The 17990-nt window shown below is 57.8% G+C and carries 14 protein-coding genes and 1 rRNA gene; 12 read left to right on the forward strand and 3 right to left on the reverse strand.

Going from position 1 to position 17990, the window contains the following annotated elements:
* Positions 1–2 precede the first annotated feature (2 nt).
* From GTP45_RS16095 to GTP45_RS16130, 8 genes are read left to right on the forward strand one after another with little or no spacing between them, the layout of a single operon-like run.
* The gene (locus GTP45_RS16095; protein ID WP_161014848.1) at positions 3–461 is read left to right on the forward strand and encodes a chemotaxis protein CheW; all 459 of its coding nucleotides are present in this window, start codon (positions 3–5) and stop codon (positions 459–461) included.
* Positions 458–1774, forward strand: a complete 1317-nt coding sequence (locus GTP45_RS16100) for a CheR family methyltransferase (protein WP_161014849.1) — start codon at positions 458–460, stop codon at positions 1772–1774. The genes GTP45_RS16095 and GTP45_RS16100 overlap by 4 nt, the downstream gene beginning before the upstream one ends.
* A gap of 11 nt (positions 1775–1785) precedes the next feature.
* Positions 1786–2451 carry a chemotaxis protein CheW gene (locus tag GTP45_RS16105; protein WP_161014850.1) on the forward strand — a complete coding sequence of 222 codons (666 nt, stop codon included), beginning with the start codon at positions 1786–1788 and terminating at the stop codon, positions 2449–2451.
* A complete protein-coding gene (locus tag GTP45_RS16110; RefSeq protein ID WP_161014851.1) occupies positions 2448–4718 on the forward strand; it encodes a hybrid sensor histidine kinase/response regulator in 2271 nt (756 codons plus the stop codon). Before GTP45_RS16105 ends, GTP45_RS16110 begins: the two co-directional genes overlap by 4 nt.
* Positions 4715–5758, forward strand: a complete 1044-nt coding sequence (gene cheB / locus GTP45_RS16115; RefSeq protein WP_161014852.1) for a chemotaxis-specific protein-glutamate methyltransferase CheB — start codon at positions 4715–4717, stop codon at positions 5756–5758. Before GTP45_RS16110 ends, cheB begins: the two co-directional genes overlap by 4 nt.
* Positions 5759–5787: 29 nt before the next feature.
* Positions 5788–6852: a diguanylate cyclase gene (locus tag GTP45_RS16120; RefSeq protein WP_161014853.1), complete on the forward strand. Its 1065-nt coding sequence runs from the start codon at positions 5788–5790 to the stop codon at positions 6850–6852.
* Positions 6849–7163, forward strand: a complete 315-nt coding sequence (gene ppnP / locus GTP45_RS16125; protein WP_161014854.1) for a pyrimidine/purine nucleoside phosphorylase — start codon at positions 6849–6851, stop codon at positions 7161–7163. Before GTP45_RS16120 ends, ppnP begins: the two co-directional genes overlap by 4 nt.
* Before the next feature lie 37 nt (positions 7164–7200).
* Positions 7201–8130, forward strand: coding sequence for a sensor domain-containing diguanylate cyclase (locus GTP45_RS16130; protein WP_161014855.1), 930 nt, complete (start codon positions 7201–7203; stop codon positions 8128–8130).
* Here the strand turns inward: GTP45_RS16130 and murB are convergent.
* Complete coding sequence (gene murB, locus GTP45_RS16135; RefSeq protein ID WP_161014856.1) at positions 8127–9137, reverse strand: UDP-N-acetylmuramate dehydrogenase; 1011 nt, start codon at positions 9135–9137, stop codon at positions 8127–8129. The two genes, GTP45_RS16130 and murB, sit on opposite strands and share 4 nt — an antisense overlap.
* 132 nt (positions 9138–9269) lie before the next feature.
* Here murB and GTP45_RS16140 point away from each other — a divergent pair, with 132 nt between their 5' ends.
* Together GTP45_RS16140 and GTP45_RS16145 are read left to right on the forward strand one after the other, a co-directional pair.
* Entirely contained in the window at positions 9270–9755 is a 486-nt protein-coding gene (locus GTP45_RS16140) for a YajQ family cyclic di-GMP-binding protein (RefSeq protein ID WP_161014857.1), read from the forward strand.
* A 140-nt stretch (positions 9756–9895) separates the two neighbouring features.
* Positions 9896–11152 (forward strand): nitronate monooxygenase, encoded by a 1257-nt coding sequence (locus GTP45_RS16145; protein ID WP_161014858.1) that lies wholly within the window; start codon positions 9896–9898, stop codon positions 11150–11152.
* A 28-nt stretch (positions 11153–11180) separates the two neighbouring features.
* On the opposite strand, the gene GTP45_RS16150 is transcribed toward GTP45_RS16145, so the two are convergent.
* Positions 11181–12110 carry an exopolyphosphatase gene (locus tag GTP45_RS16150; protein ID WP_161014859.1) on the reverse strand — a complete coding sequence of 310 codons (930 nt, stop codon included), beginning with the start codon at positions 12108–12110 and terminating at the stop codon, positions 11181–11183.
* 237 nt (positions 12111–12347) lie between these two features.
* Here GTP45_RS16150 and GTP45_RS16155 point away from each other — a divergent pair, with 237 nt between their 5' ends.
* Both GTP45_RS16155 and GTP45_RS16160 read left to right on the forward strand, forming a co-directional pair.
* Positions 12348–16304, forward strand: a complete 3957-nt coding sequence (locus GTP45_RS16155) for a CHAT domain-containing protein (protein WP_161014860.1) — start codon at positions 12348–12350, stop codon at positions 16302–16304.
* Positions 16305–16329: 25 nt separating this feature from the next.
* Positions 16330–17820 carry an alpha/beta hydrolase gene (locus tag GTP45_RS16160; protein ID WP_161014861.1) on the forward strand — a complete coding sequence of 497 codons (1491 nt, stop codon included), beginning with the start codon at positions 16330–16332 and terminating at the stop codon, positions 17818–17820.
* A 51-nt stretch (positions 17821–17871) separates the two neighbouring features.
* Here the strand turns inward: GTP45_RS16160 and rrf are convergent.
* Positions 17872–17984, reverse strand: a 5S ribosomal RNA gene (rrf, locus tag GTP45_RS16165).
* Between the last annotated feature and the right edge of the window lie 6 nt (positions 17985–17990).

Genomic DNA, 17990 nt, shown 5'->3' on the forward strand with positions numbered 1-17990 from the left:
TCATGAAACTCCTCGTCTTCCACATCGGCGCTGATCGTTACGGCTTGCGCCTGCGCGATGTGGTGCGCGTGCTGCCGCTGGTGGAACTCAAGCAGCTGCCGCTGGCGCCGGACACCGTGGCCGGCCTGATGGACTTGCACGGCGGGTCGGTGCCGGTAATCGATTTGTGCCGCGCAGCCGGCCTGCCTAGCGGTGAAGACCATTTCGATACCCGCATCATCATCGCCGATTACGTGACGCCGGAAGGCGCCCACCACCAGCTAGGCCTGCGCGCCGAGCGCGTGCTGGGAGTGCAGGAAGTGCGCGATGACCTGCTGCTCAACAGCGGCGTACAGGCAGCGCCCTTCCTCGGCCAAGTCGCCAGCGATGGGCAAGGCATGCTGCAATTGGTGGAACTAGAACACTTGCTGCCGGCCGAGCTGCGCGCACTCTTGTTCCAAGAGGCGGATAGCACATCATGACGCCCGCCCAATCCATGCTGCGCGCTGCCACCGGCTTGAATCTATCCAAGTCGGTGGTGGAACGAGCGATCAAGAATCGCATGGAGCAAACCGCCGTTACCGATCATGACGCCTACCTCCAGCAGATCACGCCGGAGGAAATGACGGCGCTGGTGGAATTGGTGGTGGTACCGGAGTCCTGGTTCTACCGCGATCCGCAAGCCTTTGTAGCGATGACCGAGTTTGTGCGCGCGCGTTTGGCCGCCAACAGCGAGCGCCTGGTACGCATCCTGTCGATTCCATGCGCGGGCGGCGAGGAACCGTACACCATGGCGATGGTGCTGACCGACGCCGGCATCCCGCCCGATAACTTCATGGTCGATGCGTTCGACATCAGCCCGACCTGCGTGGCGCGCGCCAAGAGCGGCATTTACGGCCGCAACGCATTCCGCGCGCAGGATCTGAGCTTCCGCGACACGCACTTCACCAGCGCCGGCGACGGCGATTACCGCATCAACGACACCATACGCAAGCAAGTCCGCTTCAAGCAAGGCAATTTGCTGGAGTTTGACCTGAGCACGCGCAGCGGCTACTACGATGTCGTCTTCTGCCGTAATCTTCTGATCTACTTCGACAAGCCAACCACCAAGGCAGCCATCGCCAAGCTGGAAGCGCTGCTGATGGATGACGGCCAGCTATTTGCCGGTTACGCCGAGGTGCCGTCGTTCTGCCAGCACGGTTTCTCGCCGCTGCCGTACAACCAGGCATTTGGCTTGCAGAAGGAAGCAGCCGCACCGGCGCGCAAGCCGGCACACGCGCCGCGCACACCGGCCAAGCCCCCTGCGCCGCGCGCCGCGCGCAGCATCGCCTCGCCGCCGTCGCTGCCGCCAACTGCGTTCTCGGTTCTGCCATCACCTGCACCGGCCGCTCCGGGCCGCAGCCGCGCCGCAGCGCCAACCGCGGCCGCCACCGGCGCAGCGCGTGCCGGCACCGCTGCGAGCGCCCCCACCGCCGCCGCGGTTGACCTGCTGGCCGAAGCGCGCCGCCTTGCCGACCTTGGCGACGTCAAAGCCGCCGAGGCCAAATGCCGCGACCATCTCGCCCAGCATCCCGAATCGGCCGAAGCCTACTTCATCCTCGGCCTGCTGAACGAACTAACCAACAAGCCGCAAATGGCCTCGGATTACTGGAAGCGCTGCATCTACCTGCAACCGGATCACTACGAAGCCCTGTGCCACCTCGCCCTGCTGGCTGAAGCCAACAACGACGCCGCCGGCGCCGCCGCCCTCAAAGCGCGCGCCGCCCGCATCTACAAACGCCAGCAGGCATCCTGAGACGCTAACCCATGAGCACAACCATCATCGAAGCCTGCTGGAACAGTATCGGCGTGAACGGCGACCAGAGTTGCGACAAGCTGGAACAGCATGTCCACTGCCGCAACTGCGAAGTCTATGCCAGCGCCGCGCAGCAGAATTTGCAGCGCCCCGTCAGCGACGACTACAAAAAAGACTGGGCCGCCCACTTCCGCCAGGCCGCCACCGGCAACCAGCAGCAGGACAGCTCCTGCCTGGTGTTCCGCATCGGCCGCGAATGGCTGTCGCTGCCGACCCGCATGTTCGTCTCGGTCGCGCCGATCGCCAAGCCGCACCGCCTGCCGCACCGTGCCTCGCGCGGCTTAAGCGGCATCGTCAACGTCGGCGGCACGCTGTATCCATGCATGTCGCTGGCCGACCTGCTGGGCATCGATGAAAGCGAGGGCGAAGCGGCCACCAACCGCCACACCTTTGCGCGCCTGCTGCTCACCCGCTGGGAAGACCAATCCTATGCGCTGCCGGTGGCCGACCTGCACGGCATACTGCGCTACGCGAGCGGCGAAGTGCAAGCGCCGGCCGCCACTATCAACAAGGGCTTGTCCCGCTTCCTGTCCGGTGTGATCTCGCATGACGACATGCGTATCGGCATGCTGGATGAAGCGCTGATCGGCTACCAACTCGCGAGAACCCTACGATGAGCGTCGATAACAACGGAGACCTGAGCCAGTTTTCCATGCTGGACCTGTTCCGCATGGAGGCCGACAGCCAGACGCAAATTCTGACCGACGGTCTGCTGGCCATGGAGCGACTGAAAGACGATGCCAGCGCAGTCGAATCGATGATGCGCGCCGCGCACTCGATCAAGGGCGCAGCCGCCATCGTCGGGCTGGAAGTGGTGGTGCAACTGGCACACGGCATGGAGGACGCCTTCATCGCCGCGCAACTCGGCAAGCTGGCCTTGACGCCGAACCGCGTCGACGTACTGCTGGCCGGCGTGGACTTGATCCTGCAGGCGTCGCGCCTGCAAGACAGCGGCGTCGATGCATGGCTGGCTAATAACAGCGAACAAATCAAATCGACGCTCAACGCCATCGCCACCATCGCTTTCCTGCCGGAGCCTATCGACCTATCGCCGCCTGCACCGCCACAGGTGGTTGCGCCTGCACCAGTTGTCGCAGAAGGTACAGCGCCTGCCGCTGCCGCCGAAGACGCGCACGAACGCCGCTCCCCTGGGCCGATGAAGAACGCGCAGAACTTCGACAAGCTGCTGTCACTGGCCAGCGAGTCGCGCATCAACGCGCACCAGATGCACCCCTTCGTGCAAAACCTGCAGCGCTTCAAGCGCAACCAGAGCAGCCTGTTCTCGCTGATCGAGCAACTGCACGAAGCCATCTCCAACAGCGACGACGCAGGCCTGAAAGAGAAGTCGCTGCTGGCGCTGCAAAAGACGCATCCACTCAAACAGTTCGTGCTCGAACACATCGCCGACATTGAAGCCTACGAGCGCCGCCTGCTCGGCGTCTCGCAATCCATGGTCGACGAAGTGCTGACCATGCGCATGCGCCCTTTCCGCGACGGCGTGCAGCACTTCCCACGCATGGTACGCGACCTGTCGCGCAGCCTGGGCAAAGACGTGCAACTGCAAATCATCGGCGAAGACACACTGGTCGACCGCGACATTCTCGTCAAGATCGAAAGCCCGCTCAACCACATGCTGCGCAACGCCATCGACCACGGCATGGACAGCGCCGCCGACCGCATCGCCGCCGGCAAGCCGGGCACCGGCACCATCGTATTGGAAGCCAAGCACCGCGCCGGCATGCTCAGTATCGAAATCAGCGACGACGGCAAAGGCGTCAACCTGGAAAAAATCCGTACCCGCGTGATCGAACGAAAAATGGCGCCGGCGCAGATGGCGGCTTCAATGTCGCCGGCGGAGCTGATGGAATTCCTGTTCCTGCCGGCCTTCAGCCTGAAAGAAAACATCACCGAAATTTCCGGGCGCGGCGTCGGCCTGGACATCGTGCACGAAACCATCCGCTCGCAAAACGGCACCGTGCGCATCGAGTCCGAACTGGGCGTCGGCTTCCACACCTACATCACCCTGCCGCTGACGCAATCGATCGTGCGCGCGCTGGTGGTGGATGTGAAAGGCGAAGCCTACGCCGTGCCTATCGTGCAGGTGGAACGTGTACTCAAGGTGCCGCAAACCACCATCCACACGCTGGAGAGCAAACAGTTCTTCGACTTCGGCGGAGAACATCTGGGCTTGGTCTCGGCCTCGCAAGTGCTGGAGCTGGGCGACACCGACGCCAGCGGCGCCGAACTCTCCGTGGTGGTAATCGGCGCCGGCACGCGCCGCTACGCGCTGGTGGTGGATGCGATACGCGGCGAGCAAAGCCTGGCTGTGCAAGCCATCGATCCTATCTTCGGCAAGATGCGCGACATCTCCTCTGCCGCCCTGCTCGACAACGGCGAGCCGGTGCTGATTCTCGATGTACCGGATCTGCTGCTCTCCATCGACAAACTGCTGCACGAAGGCGGCCTGCATCAACTGGCCAAATCCGACGCCGCCGAGCGCCGCAAAACCAAACGCATACTGGTGGTGGACGACTCGCTCACCGTGCGCGAGATGGAACGCAAGCTGCTGCTTGGCCGCGGCTTCCTGGTCGATATCGCCATCGACGGCATCGACGGCTGGAACGTGGTGCGCAGCGGCGATTACGACTTGGTCATCACCGACGTCGACATGCCGCGCATGGACGGTATCGAGTTGGTCACCTTGATTAAAAAAGACATCCACTTGCACAAGCTGCCAGTCATGATAGTCTCTTACAAAGACCGGCCGGAAGACCGCGCACGCGGCCTCTCGGCAGGCGCCGACTACTATCTGACCAAGGGCAGCTTCCACGACGAGACGCTGCTCGATGCCGTCAGCGATTTGATTGGGGACGCCCGCAGATGAAAATCGCCATCGCCAACGATGTCGCCATGGCAGCCGAAGCGCTGCGGCGCGTGGTCGCCAGTACTGCGGAACACCAGGTACTGTGGATCGCGCGCACCGGCGCCGAGGCGGTGCGCATGTGCGCGGAAAACCGCCCTGACCTGATCCTGATGGACTTGAACATGCCGGAGCTGGACGGCGTGGAAGCGACGCGCCAGATCATGGAGCAAAGCCCGTGCGCCATCCTGGTGGTGACCGGCCGCCCGCAGGACAACGTCAACCAGGTGTTCCGTGCCTTGGGCGCCGGCGCCCTTGACGTCACTGCGACCCCGGTGCTGCAAGGGCAGCCTGGCGGCGACACCGAACTGCTGGCCAAGATCCGCACCATGGACAAGCTGATACGCCACAGCGGCGGCAATCAGTCCATGCCGCCCCGTACTGCTGCCGCTGCCGGCAACAATAACAACTCAGAAGCACAGGAAACCGAAAAGGTCACCTCCCTGCTGGCCATCGGCGCATCGACCGGCGGCCCGGTCGCCGTGTCCAAGATGCTGGCCGGCTGGAAGGCGCCGCGCGGCTGCGCCATCGTGGTGGTGCAGCACATCGACCAGCACTTCGCCGATAACTTCGCGCGCTGGCTTGGCGAACAGCTGGAGATGCCGGTACGCGCCATCGAAGAAGGCGACGAGCTGGTAGCAGGCACTGTTCTTATCGCCAAGAGCAACGATCACCTGACGCTGGATCAAAACTACCGCTTGCGTTACGATGCCAATCCCAAGGATTACGCCTACCGGCCATCGGTGGACGTCTTCTTCCACTGCGTGGCCCAGCACTGGAAAGGCGAGGCAGTTGGTGTACTATTGACCGGCATGGGCCGCGATGGCGCGGAAGGCTTGCTGGCCATGCGCCGCGCCGGCCAGACCACCATCGCCCAAGACCAGGCCAGCAGCGCGGTGTACGGCATGCCGCGTGCGGCGGCCGAGATGGATGCCGCGCAGATGATTTTACCGCTGGCGAAGATCGGGCCTATGTTGCGCAGCACTCTGGGTGGCCGTACTTAGTTCCCAGACAATAACTTAAGAGAGTCCTGATGTCCGAAGCACAAGTAATCGCAGCAGATCAAGAACCAGTCCTGACCACCTTCAAAGTGCGCGTACTGCTGGTCGATGACCAGCTGATTATCGTCGAAGCCGTGCGCCGCATGTTGAGCGATCAGCCGGACATCGAATTCCATTACGTGACCGATTCGACCAAGTCGCTGGAGACGGCGCTGCAACTGCAACCGACCGTGATCCTGCAAGACCTGGTGATGCCGACCATCGACGGCTTCGGCCAGATCGCCCAGTACCGCAACGAGGAAGGCCTGCGCCACGTGCCGGTGATCGTGCTGTCCGCAAAAGAAGATCCGAAACTCAAGGCGCACAGCTTTGCCACCGGCGCCAACGACTACATGGTCAAGCTGCCGGACAAGCTGGAACTGCTGGCGCGCGTGCGCTATCACTCCGGCGCCCATATCAGCCGCTTGCAGCGCGACCAGGCATTCCGCTTCCTGCGCGAGAGCCAGAAGCAGCTGGCCGACGCCAACATCGAACTGCAAAAACTGGCCGCATTGGACGGCCTGACCGGCATCGCCAATCGCCGCCGCTTCGACGACACCATGCGCATCGAGTGGCAGCGCGGCCAGCGCGACAAGCAGCCATTGACCCTGCTGCTGTGCGACGTCGACTTCTTCAAACTGTATAACGACAGCTTCGGCCACCTCGCGGGCGATTTGTGCCTGAAAAAAGTGGCCGCGGTGTTAACTGAACACCTGAAGCGCCCGGCCGATCTGGCTGCGCGCTACGGCGGCGAGGAGTTCGCGATTATCCTGCCCGATACTCAACTGACCGGCGCGCTGATCGTGGCCGAGTCATGCCGCCGCCACTTGGAACAGCTCGCGATTGAAAATCCGCAGGCGACTACGGAACTCTCCAGCGTCACCATGTCGATCGGCGTGGCCAGCGTAGTGCCGTCGCCCGCCAGCAGCGTCGAAGAGCTGATCCAGCAAGCCGACCGGGCGCTGTACGCCGCCAAGAGCGCGGGGCGCAACCGCGTAGTCAGCGCGGACGACCTGCCCGGTCTCACTCCATCGAACCAAGGAAATCCAGCAGCATGAGTGCTCAAATCGATCAAGTCAGCGTAGTTAAAAAATCGAATATCTACTTCGACGGCAAGTGCGTGTCGCACACTATCATTCTCGCCGATGGCACCAAGAAAACCGTCGGCGTGATCTTCCCTTCCAGCCTGACGTTTAACACCGGCGCGCCGGAAATCATGGAAATCGTCGGCGGCGTGTGCAAGGTGCGCCTCGACGGCGCCAGCGAATGGCAGACCTACGGCGCCGGCCAGGAATTCAAAGTGGCAGGCAACAGCAAGTTCGATATCGAAACCGTAGAAACGTTAGATTACGTTTGCCATTTCGGCTAAACTTGAAAGCAGGCCTAGGCCTGCTTTTTTTACGACCATGATCCCACATCAAAAGCTACTTGCCATCATTGAAGCACAGGTCCAACTGGTAGGGCTGGGCAATGACTTGAGCGCCGTCATGGACGCTGCCTCCAGCAAGGCCGTGGAACTCACCGGCGCCGACGGCGCGGTGGTCGAACTGCTGGAAGAAGACTCCATCGTCTACCGCTCCGCCAGCGGCCTCGCGGAAGCGCAGCTAGGCTTGCGCATGAAGGTGGCGAACAGCCTGTCCGGCAGTGTGCTGACCAGCCGCACCGCCGCCTTATGCACCGATAGCGAAACCGATGATCGCGTCAACCGCGAAGCGTGCCGCAAGGTCGGCTTGCGCGCGATGGTGATCGTGCCGCTGATCGCCGGCGACGAAGCCATCGCCGTCATGAAGCTGGTATGGAAAGCGCCGCGCGAGTTCAATGAGTACGAAGTGGAGATCGCGCAGCTGCTGGCCAATATGACGGCCATGCTGATGCAGCGCGCTACGCAGGAAGGCCCGAATGTACTCAAGCAGCGCATGACGCTGGACGAGGCTAGCGGCACCGCCAACCGCTCCTTCTTCTACGAGCAGCTGCAAGCCAAGCTGGCAGCCGCGCAGGGAGGCAGTACGCACCTCGGCGTGGCGGTGATTCGTCTTGACGGCATCGACAAGCTTCCCGAAGCGCTGGCCGATATCTCGCGCCGCATCGAGCGTGAATGCCGTCCCGGCGATTTGGTGGCGCGCATCGGCCACGATGAATTTGGCGTGATCTTGAATATGGCGTCGCGGCGCTCGATCGTCACGAGCCAATTGCATCGCATCAGCCTGTCGGTAACGGGGGAATCGCTGCCCGGCATCAGCGACGCTGCACTGCGCGCCGCCTGCCACACCGGCAGCTCGCTCTATCCAGACGATGCCCACACCGCGATTGAACTGGTGCAGGCAGCGCGGCCTTAGATAAACACCGGCTCCGGCTCCAGCAGCACGCCGTAGCGCGCTTGTACGTCGGCCTGTATGGCCTTGGCCAGCGCCACCACTTCGGCGCCGGTGGCGCCGCCGTTATTCACCAGCACCAGCGCCTGTTTTGGGTACACGCCCGCTGCACCCAGGCTCTTGCCCTTCCACCCGCATTGATCGATCAGCCAGCCGGCGGCCAGCTTCTCGGTGCCGTCGGGCTGCGCGTGGTGCACCATGTTCGGAAAGCGCTCCAGCAGCGCCGCGCATTGCGCGCCCGGCACCACGGGATTTTTAAAGAAGCTGCCGGCGTTGCCGATCACCGCGGGATCAGGCAGCTTGCGGCGGCGGATTGCAATCACCGCATCCGCCACTTTGCGCGGCGAGGTCAGATCCGGTTCTGCCGCCAGTTCCGCGTAGCGCAGATTCGGCGTCCACTGCTTGGGCAGCGCGAAGGTAACGTCGAGAATAATCAGGTGGCGGCCTTCTTGTTTGAACACGCTGTCGCGATAACCGAAACGGCAGGCCGCACCGTCCATCACGCGCGTCTCGCCGGTGCCCGGATCGAACACCGTCACGCTGTGAAAGACGTCTTTGATTTCGAGTCCATACGCGCCAATATTTTGAATCGGCGCCGCGCCAACCGTGCCTGGAATCAGCGATAAATTTTCCAGGCCGCCGATGCCTTGATCAACAGTCCACTGCACAAACGCATGCCAATTTTCGCCGGCCGAAGCACGCACAAAATGATGCTGCTCGTCGCCGCCGATGAGCTCTTTTCCTTCCAGCGCGATGTGCAAAACCAGCCCGTCAAAATCCCGCGTCAACAGCAAATTACTCCCGCCGCCCAACACCAGCTTCGGCAAAGAAACCCAAGCGCCATCAGCATAAACGCCGAGCAGTTGCTCTTTTTTAGTGACGCGCAAATACGCGCGCGCAGTCGCCGCGATGCCGAAAGTGTTGAGAGATTGAAGCGAATGTTGATACTGAATGGAAGACGGTGCGGACATGAGGGGAAATAACCAATAAATTTAGTCGATTATAGAGCGAAACAAGCAAAAAACCAGTGTCGATATGGCTGCGAATCGCGGGTTGTCCGTTAAAATGGCAGTCTTTGAAGCAGCAAGATAAAGGAAATAGTTATGCCGTCGTTTGATGTAGTTTTGGAAGCCGATATGATCGAAGTGAAGAATGCCGTGGAGCAATCTCAAAAAGAGATAGCCACGCGCTTTGACTTCAAGGGCACCGGCGCCGCCGTCGAACAGAAAGAACGCGAACTGACGCTGACCGCAGATGCAGAATTCCAGTTGCAACAAGTACGCGACGTGCTGATCGGCAAACTGGGCAAGCGCAAGGTCGATGTCCGCTTCCTCGAAGATGGCGAGATCAAGAAAATCGGCGGCGACAAGGTGCGCCAGGTGATCAAGGTCAAGAACGGCATCGAGTCCGACGACGCCAAGAAAATCGTCCGCATCATCAAGGACAGCAAGATGAAGGTGCAAGCCGCGATTCAGGGCGAATCGGTGCGCGTCACCGGCGCCAAGCGCGATGACCTGCAAGCCGCGATGGCCCTGCTGCGCAAGGAAGCCACCGACCTGCCGCTGGAATTCAACAACTTCCGCGATTGATTCCCGCCCACGCGCGCGGCTAGCCCAGCGCTAGCGCGCCGTCACAAAGCTGTAGTACACATGGAGTAGAATGAATCGGGAGCCCCGATCATGCGTACTACCGCGCGACCGTATATAACTTCGGTAGTCTAAGGATAGCAATGAAACGTGTTGATGATTTCCGCCTGCGATTTGGCAATGAAGAGTACGTGCCCATCATGATCGGCGGAATGGGTGTCGATATTTCGACCTCGGAATTGGCGCTGGAAGCAGCCCGCCTGGGCGGTATCGGCCACATCTCGGATGCCATGGTTGAAGACGTGTCGGATCGCAAGTTCGACACCAGCTTCGTCAAAGACAAGACCAAGCTGTACAAGCACAACATCAACAATATGGACAAGTCCATTGTCCAGTTCGACCTGGAGCGCCTGGCCGAGGCGCAGCGTCTGCACATCGGCGCCACCATGAAGGCCAAGAAAGGCCCGGGCCTGATCTTCGTCAACTGCATGGAAAAGCTGACCATGAACGGCCCGCGCGAGACCCTGCGCACCCGTTTGAACGCGGCGCTGGACGCCGGCATCGACGGCATCACCTTGTCGGCCGGCCTGCACTTCGGCTCGTTCGCGCTGATGGCCGACCACCCGCGCTTCCGCGAAGCCAAGCTCGGCATCATCGTGTCGTCGGTGCGCGCGCTGCAAATCTTCCTGCGCAAGAACGCCAAGCTGAACCGTCTGCCGGATTACGTCATCGTGGAAGGCCCGCTGGCTGGCGGCCACCTCGGTTTCGGTCTGGAAGACTGGAAAGACTACGACTTGATGACCATCACCAAGGAGTTGCTGGCCTACTTCAAGGCTGAAAATCTGGACATTCCGCTGATCGCAGCCGGCGGCATCTTCACCGGTTCGGACGCAGTGAGCTTCCTCGAAGCCGGCGCGGCTGGCGTGCAAGTGGCCACCCGCTTCACGGTCACCAAGGAATGCGGCCTGCCGGAGAAGGTCAAGCAGGAATACTTCAAGGCTTCCGAGGACGACATCATCGTCAACGGCGTGTCGCCGACCGGCTACCCGATGCGCATGCTGAAGAACACGCCGGCAATCGGCTCCGGCATTCGCCCGGGCTGCGAGTCGTACGGCTACCTGCTGGATGCTTGCGGCAACTGCTCTTACATCAATGCCTACAACCGCGAGGTGGAAGCACATCCCGAGGCGAAGACCGTGGTGGTGATGGACAAGACCTGCCTGTGCACCCACATGCGCAACTTCAACTGCTGGACTTGCGGCCACTACACCTACAAGCTGAAGGACACCTCCTTCAAGAAGCCCGATGGCGACTACCAGATGCTGACTGCGGAACACGTGTTCAAGGACTACCAGTTCAGCACTGATAATCACATAGCTCTTCCTGAAAAAGAGTTCTAATTAAAAAGCGCCCTAGGGCGCTTTTTTTTTAACCTTCAGTGGTGATCCGGTGGATCAGTGCGCCGAGCACATCCTCGGCCATCTCGTTATCGACCTGGCAGGTGCCCGCATTCTCGTGGCCGCCGCCGCCGTATTCCAGCATCAGCGCGCCGATGTTGGTTTTCGACGTGCGATTCAGAATCGATTTGCCGGTAGCGAACACGGTGTTCTGGTTCTTCAAGCCCCACAGCACGTGGATCGAGATATTCGTCTGCGGGAATACAGCGTAGATGATGAAGCGGTTGCCGGCGAAGATGATCTCTTCGTTGCGCAAATCCAGCACCACCAGGTTCTTGTGCACGGTGGCGCAGCGGCGGATTTGGTCTTTGCATTTCTCGGCGTGCTCGAAGTACAGATCCTTGCGCTCCTTCACGTCCGGCAGTTCCATGATCTGCTCGATCGTGTGGTCTTTGCAGTAATCGATCAGATCCATCATCAGGTTGTAGTTCGAGATGCGGAACTCGCGGAAGCGGCCGAGGCCAGTACGCGCATCCATCAGGAAGTTCAGCAGATCCCAGCCTTGCGGGTTCAGCACTTCCTGCTCGTTGAAGCGCGCGGCGTCGCCCTTGTCGACCGCCGCCATCATATCGCCCCACGAGGCAGGGAAAGCCTTGGTACCGCCGTAATAATCATAGACCACGCGCGCGGCCGACGGCGCTTCTGGATGAATCACGTGGTTCTTGCGCTCGCCGGTATTGCGGATGGTCTCTGACAAGTGGTGGTCAAAAGCCAGATGAACGCCGGGAACGAATGGAAGATTGGTGGTGATGTCGTTGTCGCTGATAGCGATCTTACCGTCCTGCATATCCTTGGGATGGACAAACAGGATTTCATCGATCAAATCAAGGTGCTTTAACAGTACCGCGCAAACCAGGCCATCGAAGTCACTGCGCGTTACCAAGCGATATTTTTTTGACATGTATGCACCCTTTAGTAGTTGGTCACTGCAACGACTAATGATACATGTGCGCAGCCCTAAAGTTCTCCCTCGGCTCAAATTTGTTCGACTGTCAGCCGTATCTGACGCAAATATTCCGCCTATCACCAAGATCAATAATTTATTGACAAGTAAAACTCATTACCTTATCTTGGTTAGTCGTTGCCATTAAGTCAATGGCTAGCACAGTGATATCGATACTGCTTCCACGGAGGATGTATGCTTGAGCTGACATTGACTTGTATCCGCCATCATCTAAATAGCTCGCGACTGGCCGCGCTTGCACTGCTCCTGCTCCTGCACTTTCTCGATGCCAATGCTATCCCGCAGGCGGAATCGGCGGCCGTATCTCCTATCGTTGCACAGGTTGCAGATGCCACGCTGCGCGATCAACTTATTTCCTACCTCGCCCAAGTCGCTACCATCGAAGAGTCGCGGACCGCGCTACAGCAAGTGCAGGGTGAGCGTGAAATCGAGCTCGAGGTCGAGAAAGATAAGAAACGTGTAGGCGAGTTGGCAACAATGGAAGATCAAATTGTGGTTTATTTACGTAATGCCACAAAGTCGGATAAAGCTGTCGCCTATAGCATTATCGCCAATACACGCTTAACATTTGACCATCGAAACCCGATCCCAGCTGTTGAGGAGTCGATTAAAGCGGGAGCCGTTGACTCGGCGCTACTGGCACTTGATATCGGGCAACTAGCCACCGCCCAAGCCTTGCTTGGCGCAAGAAAAAATCAGGCAACGCAATCTTCTCGCAACAAAATAGATTTCGTTCAGCGATCAGTGCAAGCTGATACGCCCCCTTGGCGCTGCCGCGAAGGGGAAAACGTCCTATGCCAGAATTTGTACTCTCTCTTAGCGCTGCCTACCGACAATTTAGGTCGACTCCAAGAGCTAAAACAGAGACTTAAGGGTAAAAGTGTACGTAGCGGCTGGCTGCCAACTTCACCCAAGCGCGCAAAGCACCAGGTAGCGCTTACGGAAGCAGTGCTTGCTAATGCGGAAGTCAGCTTACCGCTGCCGCCAGACCTGCATATTAGCGTACACGACTGGAAAAGCATGCGTATTTCGGCGCAAACTGCCTCGGATCTGCGGGCTCTCATGGTACAACGAGATGGTACTGGGATGCCGCGCCGCAGCCAAATCGTCACCCGCATGCTGAACGATGCTCAATTCAAGCAAATACTTGGTAAAGATGAGCCACTACAAAATGGTTCAGACGAGACCAAGAGCGACAGGAAAATTGGCCGTGTAACCTTACTCGATAGCATCGCCACCGGTTCACGCAACTTTCTAGCAGTCAAAGTGGACAATATCGGCATTATAGGAGGAAGAATCTTAATCGCCGAGCTTCCCCCCTCTGGTCAGAACCAACTACGCTACTGGGTCATCGAAATTCTACTCGGCGGAATAACCTATGCCGTCAGCGACCCAATCCGAGGTGGCGAACACACAGTACTGGTAAGCACAACTGAAGGCAGTGCAGGAGATCTAACTCTTTGGATTGTAGATCCGATACGCCGGCGCACCACTCGCGTTTTCAATGACGGCGAAGCGTATCATGGGACCTTTTTTACTGCCGACATTGACGGAACTGGCGAGCGTAAATTCCTGCTGACGCGCGCTACCGGCAGCCGTAGGTATGAGGACTGTAATCAATGTCCAAGCCGTGCCCAGAGCCTGGTATTTCGCTATTCAGCAGCCAGTGGAAAGCTTAAATTGCTGGCCAACTATGAATCCTGGGGAGACGTTGGAACCGGCATGAACCGTAATCTTCTGGGACTAGGTGAGGAAGTGAGTCGGCCTGGCCTATCGGCAGAAATTGAAAAAAATATTGAAAATCTCACGGCAATAGACCCAGGAAATGGCGATGAGCTGGAGAGCATCACTCGCGAGCTAGCAGCGCTTATTTACCAACTACAGCGCACCGAGGCGAACACCGAAGCGGCCGCATTTGCGGAGCGAGTATTAGCGCTGTTAAAAAAAATGCCTCTCCCGTTTGAAAAGCGCGCCGATACCCAAGGATTGTTGGCATTCACGCTGGCCAGTGCATACTTTGCAACGGGCAATGTAACCGCCGCGAGCAACGCCTGTGATATCGACACTCAAGCCGTGCAGGATATCCCCTTGCGTAAAGCCCTACTTCACCTTCAGCTCATATTATCTCGTGCCAAGGGAGAACTTGGTAGCTACTATGCGCACTTACTTGTATTGTTAGAGAAAAATCCCGATGATCCTGACGTACAAGTCCGCCTGGTCGATTACTTGCTGCTCGCAGGTAATTTCGAAGAAGCGTTACGTGTCGCGCGCATCGCCTCAGAGCGCCGGGCTGTGTATGGCCAATACTGGGGCAGCGATTTGTACGCGGAGGCAGTCGCGCTGACACGGCTAGGGCGCTACTCATCGGCGGTTAGCACCTTATCTTTGCTCTTGCGGAATAGCGCTGAAAGCCGACAAAGTACACTTAATGCCAAAGCTTGGCTACTCGCCTCTGAAATAGCCATGCGTTCCGGACTATTCGATGTGGCAGCGCACCTGCTCGATGCTGGCTTCGCCCAACTAGACGCGGTCGCTTGGTCGGAAGACGGGCCGCTTGCTCTTCTTTTGTATGGGCGCCTTCTGCGCGCCACGGGCAAGACACAACGTGCCTTAGATGTGCTAAAGGCAGCGTCCCGCCTCGTCAATCAACGCGGCTCCCTTTGGCCACAACTGCAGGATGAGATCGCAATTACTTTAGACCTTTTAAAACGCCCCAAGGACGCTGCTGCGGCATCGGAAGGCGCATTCACCAGCATTCTCAACTTACAAGTCGATGTAACAAAAGAGGATAACAAGCTGGCCTTTGTTAGCTCGTCTGCAGAAATAGCAGAGCATCATTTGAAACGGCTGCTTACCTCGGTGCCACAAGACCCCGTGAAGCTCAGCAACGCCCTCGAAAGCTGGAGGGCACAGGTCTTACGCGAGGCTAGACAGAGCAATATCGCCATGCTCAACGAAAAGCAAGCCTCTGCTGCGATCGCAGCGCTTGCCCAAGGCCCGCTAGCCTACGTTAGCTATTACATCAACAACACGCGTTCGGTTGCAATCGTGGCAGAACAGGGCAAGCTGCGCATTGTTCCGCTACGCTTGACGCCTAAGCAAGTAGAGCAAGCGCGGCTTCGTGTGCAAAAGCAAATGAACCCTGAGCATGAAGCCGCTAAAGAAGCAATCTTGCGAGACCAGCCGCCTGCATCATTGACTGACACGCTAGCCGATCTTCATCAAAAGCTTATCGCCGACCTACAGCTTCAGGAGCAAACCACTTTTCTCATCATAGTGCCCGACGAAAACCTGTACTGGCTTCCTTGGCCAGCACTAAGCAAAATGAAATCGGATACGGCACAGAGCCATGTGAATCAAGCGTCGCTATTTGAGCGTTTCACCGTCTTACTGACACCATCGGGCATGTTGCTAGATTCAAATCAGCGCGGCTCATTGCAGAAGCTGCATTATCTTGCAGTTGCTGCGCGCGATTCCATATCCCCCAGTGTTATCAAGGCTGCATTACCCGACGTTTATCTGGATCGCGCGCCGTTAGCATTGCCAGTATTGCGCTCGGCAATTCAAGAATTGGACGACATGAGACGCGCGCTCGATCCACGCATGCAAGGGCAGCAGTTATTCATCACTGCGGGCACGCCGCAAATGAAAGAGGTGCTCAATCGCATACAGGAAGCCCCTATAGTTCATGTCGCCGCGCACGGCATCTTTAATTCCAATGACCCGATGAGTTCCACGATTTTTCTGTCCTCATCTGCTGAACAAGGTGTACTCCGGCCAAGCGATCTCGCTGCCCGCAATCTTAGCCATATCTCACTCATTACACTGTCCGCTTGCCAAACGGGCGAAAGCGCAGTCCTGCGCGGCGGGGAGGCAATCGGTTTTGTTCGAGGACTACTAGTTGGCGGAGCCCAGCGCATCCTGCTCGCAAACTGGAATGTCGACTCTTACGCGACCCAGCGTTTTTTTCGAGACTTCTACACACAATTAGCAGTGCATTCCGATTCAGCGGTAGCGTATCGCGATTCCGTTCTTGGCGCCGCCAAACGCTATCGCCATCCGTATTACTGGGGAGCCTTTGCCATGTATAGCAGCACACTGCCTCAAACTCCAATCATAGGCACACCGTAAACCGCATTGATGAGAAAGGGTGAAAATGACGACGCGTTTAATTCTGATGGCGTTTTACTTGGTGCTGACGCTATTCCCGCTGTGCGGGCAAGCGCAATCGGCAATCGAACTCATCAACCTAGCGGCTGCTGATTTAAAAGACGGGAGCATCGGCATATTGGATGAGCGTAGCAAAAAGCAACTTAGCGAAGGGGATTTAGACAAAAGCCTTCTTGCATTAGGTGAAATCCAAGAAATAGTGGGACCTGAGGACCTGCTGGTGGGCAATACTTGGCAAGCCTCGGGGCGTGCAGTTCACAATAACGGCATATCAGACTGGCGATTAGTCTATTCCGGCGACAGCCATAAAATTGTATTTGCCGAACTGAGCATCACCCCCATTGGGGCAGAAATTCAGGAGCGCCCCGACGGCGGTAACCGCGGCGCAGCGCTTGCACCATCGAAAGTCTCTGCATCCCTGGCGCCTTGTGCCTCGTTCCCTCAATTGTGCGTTAAAGCGGCCACCAATGCAAATCAGCGGCAGGTCGAATTCCTTTTCGCCACAACACGCGCCCTAGATGTGGCGCGAACAAGAACCTCTTTCACAGGCGAACGCGGCCCACTGGCCTATGGTGCTGCACGCGTCAATGTTCCGTTGGATCACCGTGTCGGACATATTGAATTGCCGTTGAAGTATGCGCTTTGGGGTTACGACTTATATGAACAAAAAGCAGATCCAAATAAGCATTTCTTCATTAAAGAAGTCTGTAAACTGACAGCTAAGGAGTGGACGCAATTGCTGCAGGCAAAAGGAGATAATGAGGCCTTGGTATTTGTACATGGGTACAACAACTCTTTTGAAGACTCGCTCTACAGCATGGCCCAAATTGTCTGGGATCTGCAATATAGAGGAACTGCTGTACTGTTTACTTGGGCTTCGCGTGGGAAGACGGTGGACTATCAGTACGATAAAGAAAGCGCTGCAATATCGTCACAAGAGTTCACGGACTTACTCCGAAACCTGACGAATCAAGGCATTAAAAAGATACATGTCCTAGCTCATAGCATGGGCAACATGGTCATTATTGATGCTTTAAAAAGCCAAAAACAAGACCCGGTGCCATTGAAAATAGCCGAGTTGATTATGGCAGCACCCGATGTTGACAGGGACTATTTCAGGCAGAATGCGCCAGCCATTCGGCCATTAACTAAGGGAATGACGCTTTATGCATCCTCTTCCGACCGCGCTTTGCTAGCATCCCGCAAGCTGGCCGGCAACATTCCACGCGCTGGCGATGTCCCAGCTGAAGGCCCGCTTGTAATCGATGGAATCGACACCATTGACGTCACAGCAGTAGGAACCGAACTATTGGGATTAAATCACGATGTATTTGCTTCAAGTCGACCAATTATGAGTGATATCGGCATTCTTTTAAGCACGGATCCACGCAAGCCCCCCAATCAACGCCTAGCGTCATACATCTTCGCTGTTCCAGGGAATGCAAAAACGCCATTATATTGGCGTTATGGAAAATAAAATGCAAAAAGGCCCACACAGATAAACTGAGCGGGCCTTTTTTAATAACTAGCTTGACGATAACCTACTTTCACACTGGTTGCAGCACTATCATCGGCGTAGAGTCGTTTCACGGTCCTGTTCGGGATGGGAAGGGGTGGGACCGACTTACTATGGTCATCAAGCTTTGA

The sequence above is a fragment of the Duganella rivi genome, from assembly GCF_009857435.1.
In the GTDB taxonomy this organism is placed as follows: domain Bacteria; phylum Pseudomonadota; class Gammaproteobacteria; order Burkholderiales; family Burkholderiaceae_D; genus Rugamonas; species Rugamonas rivi.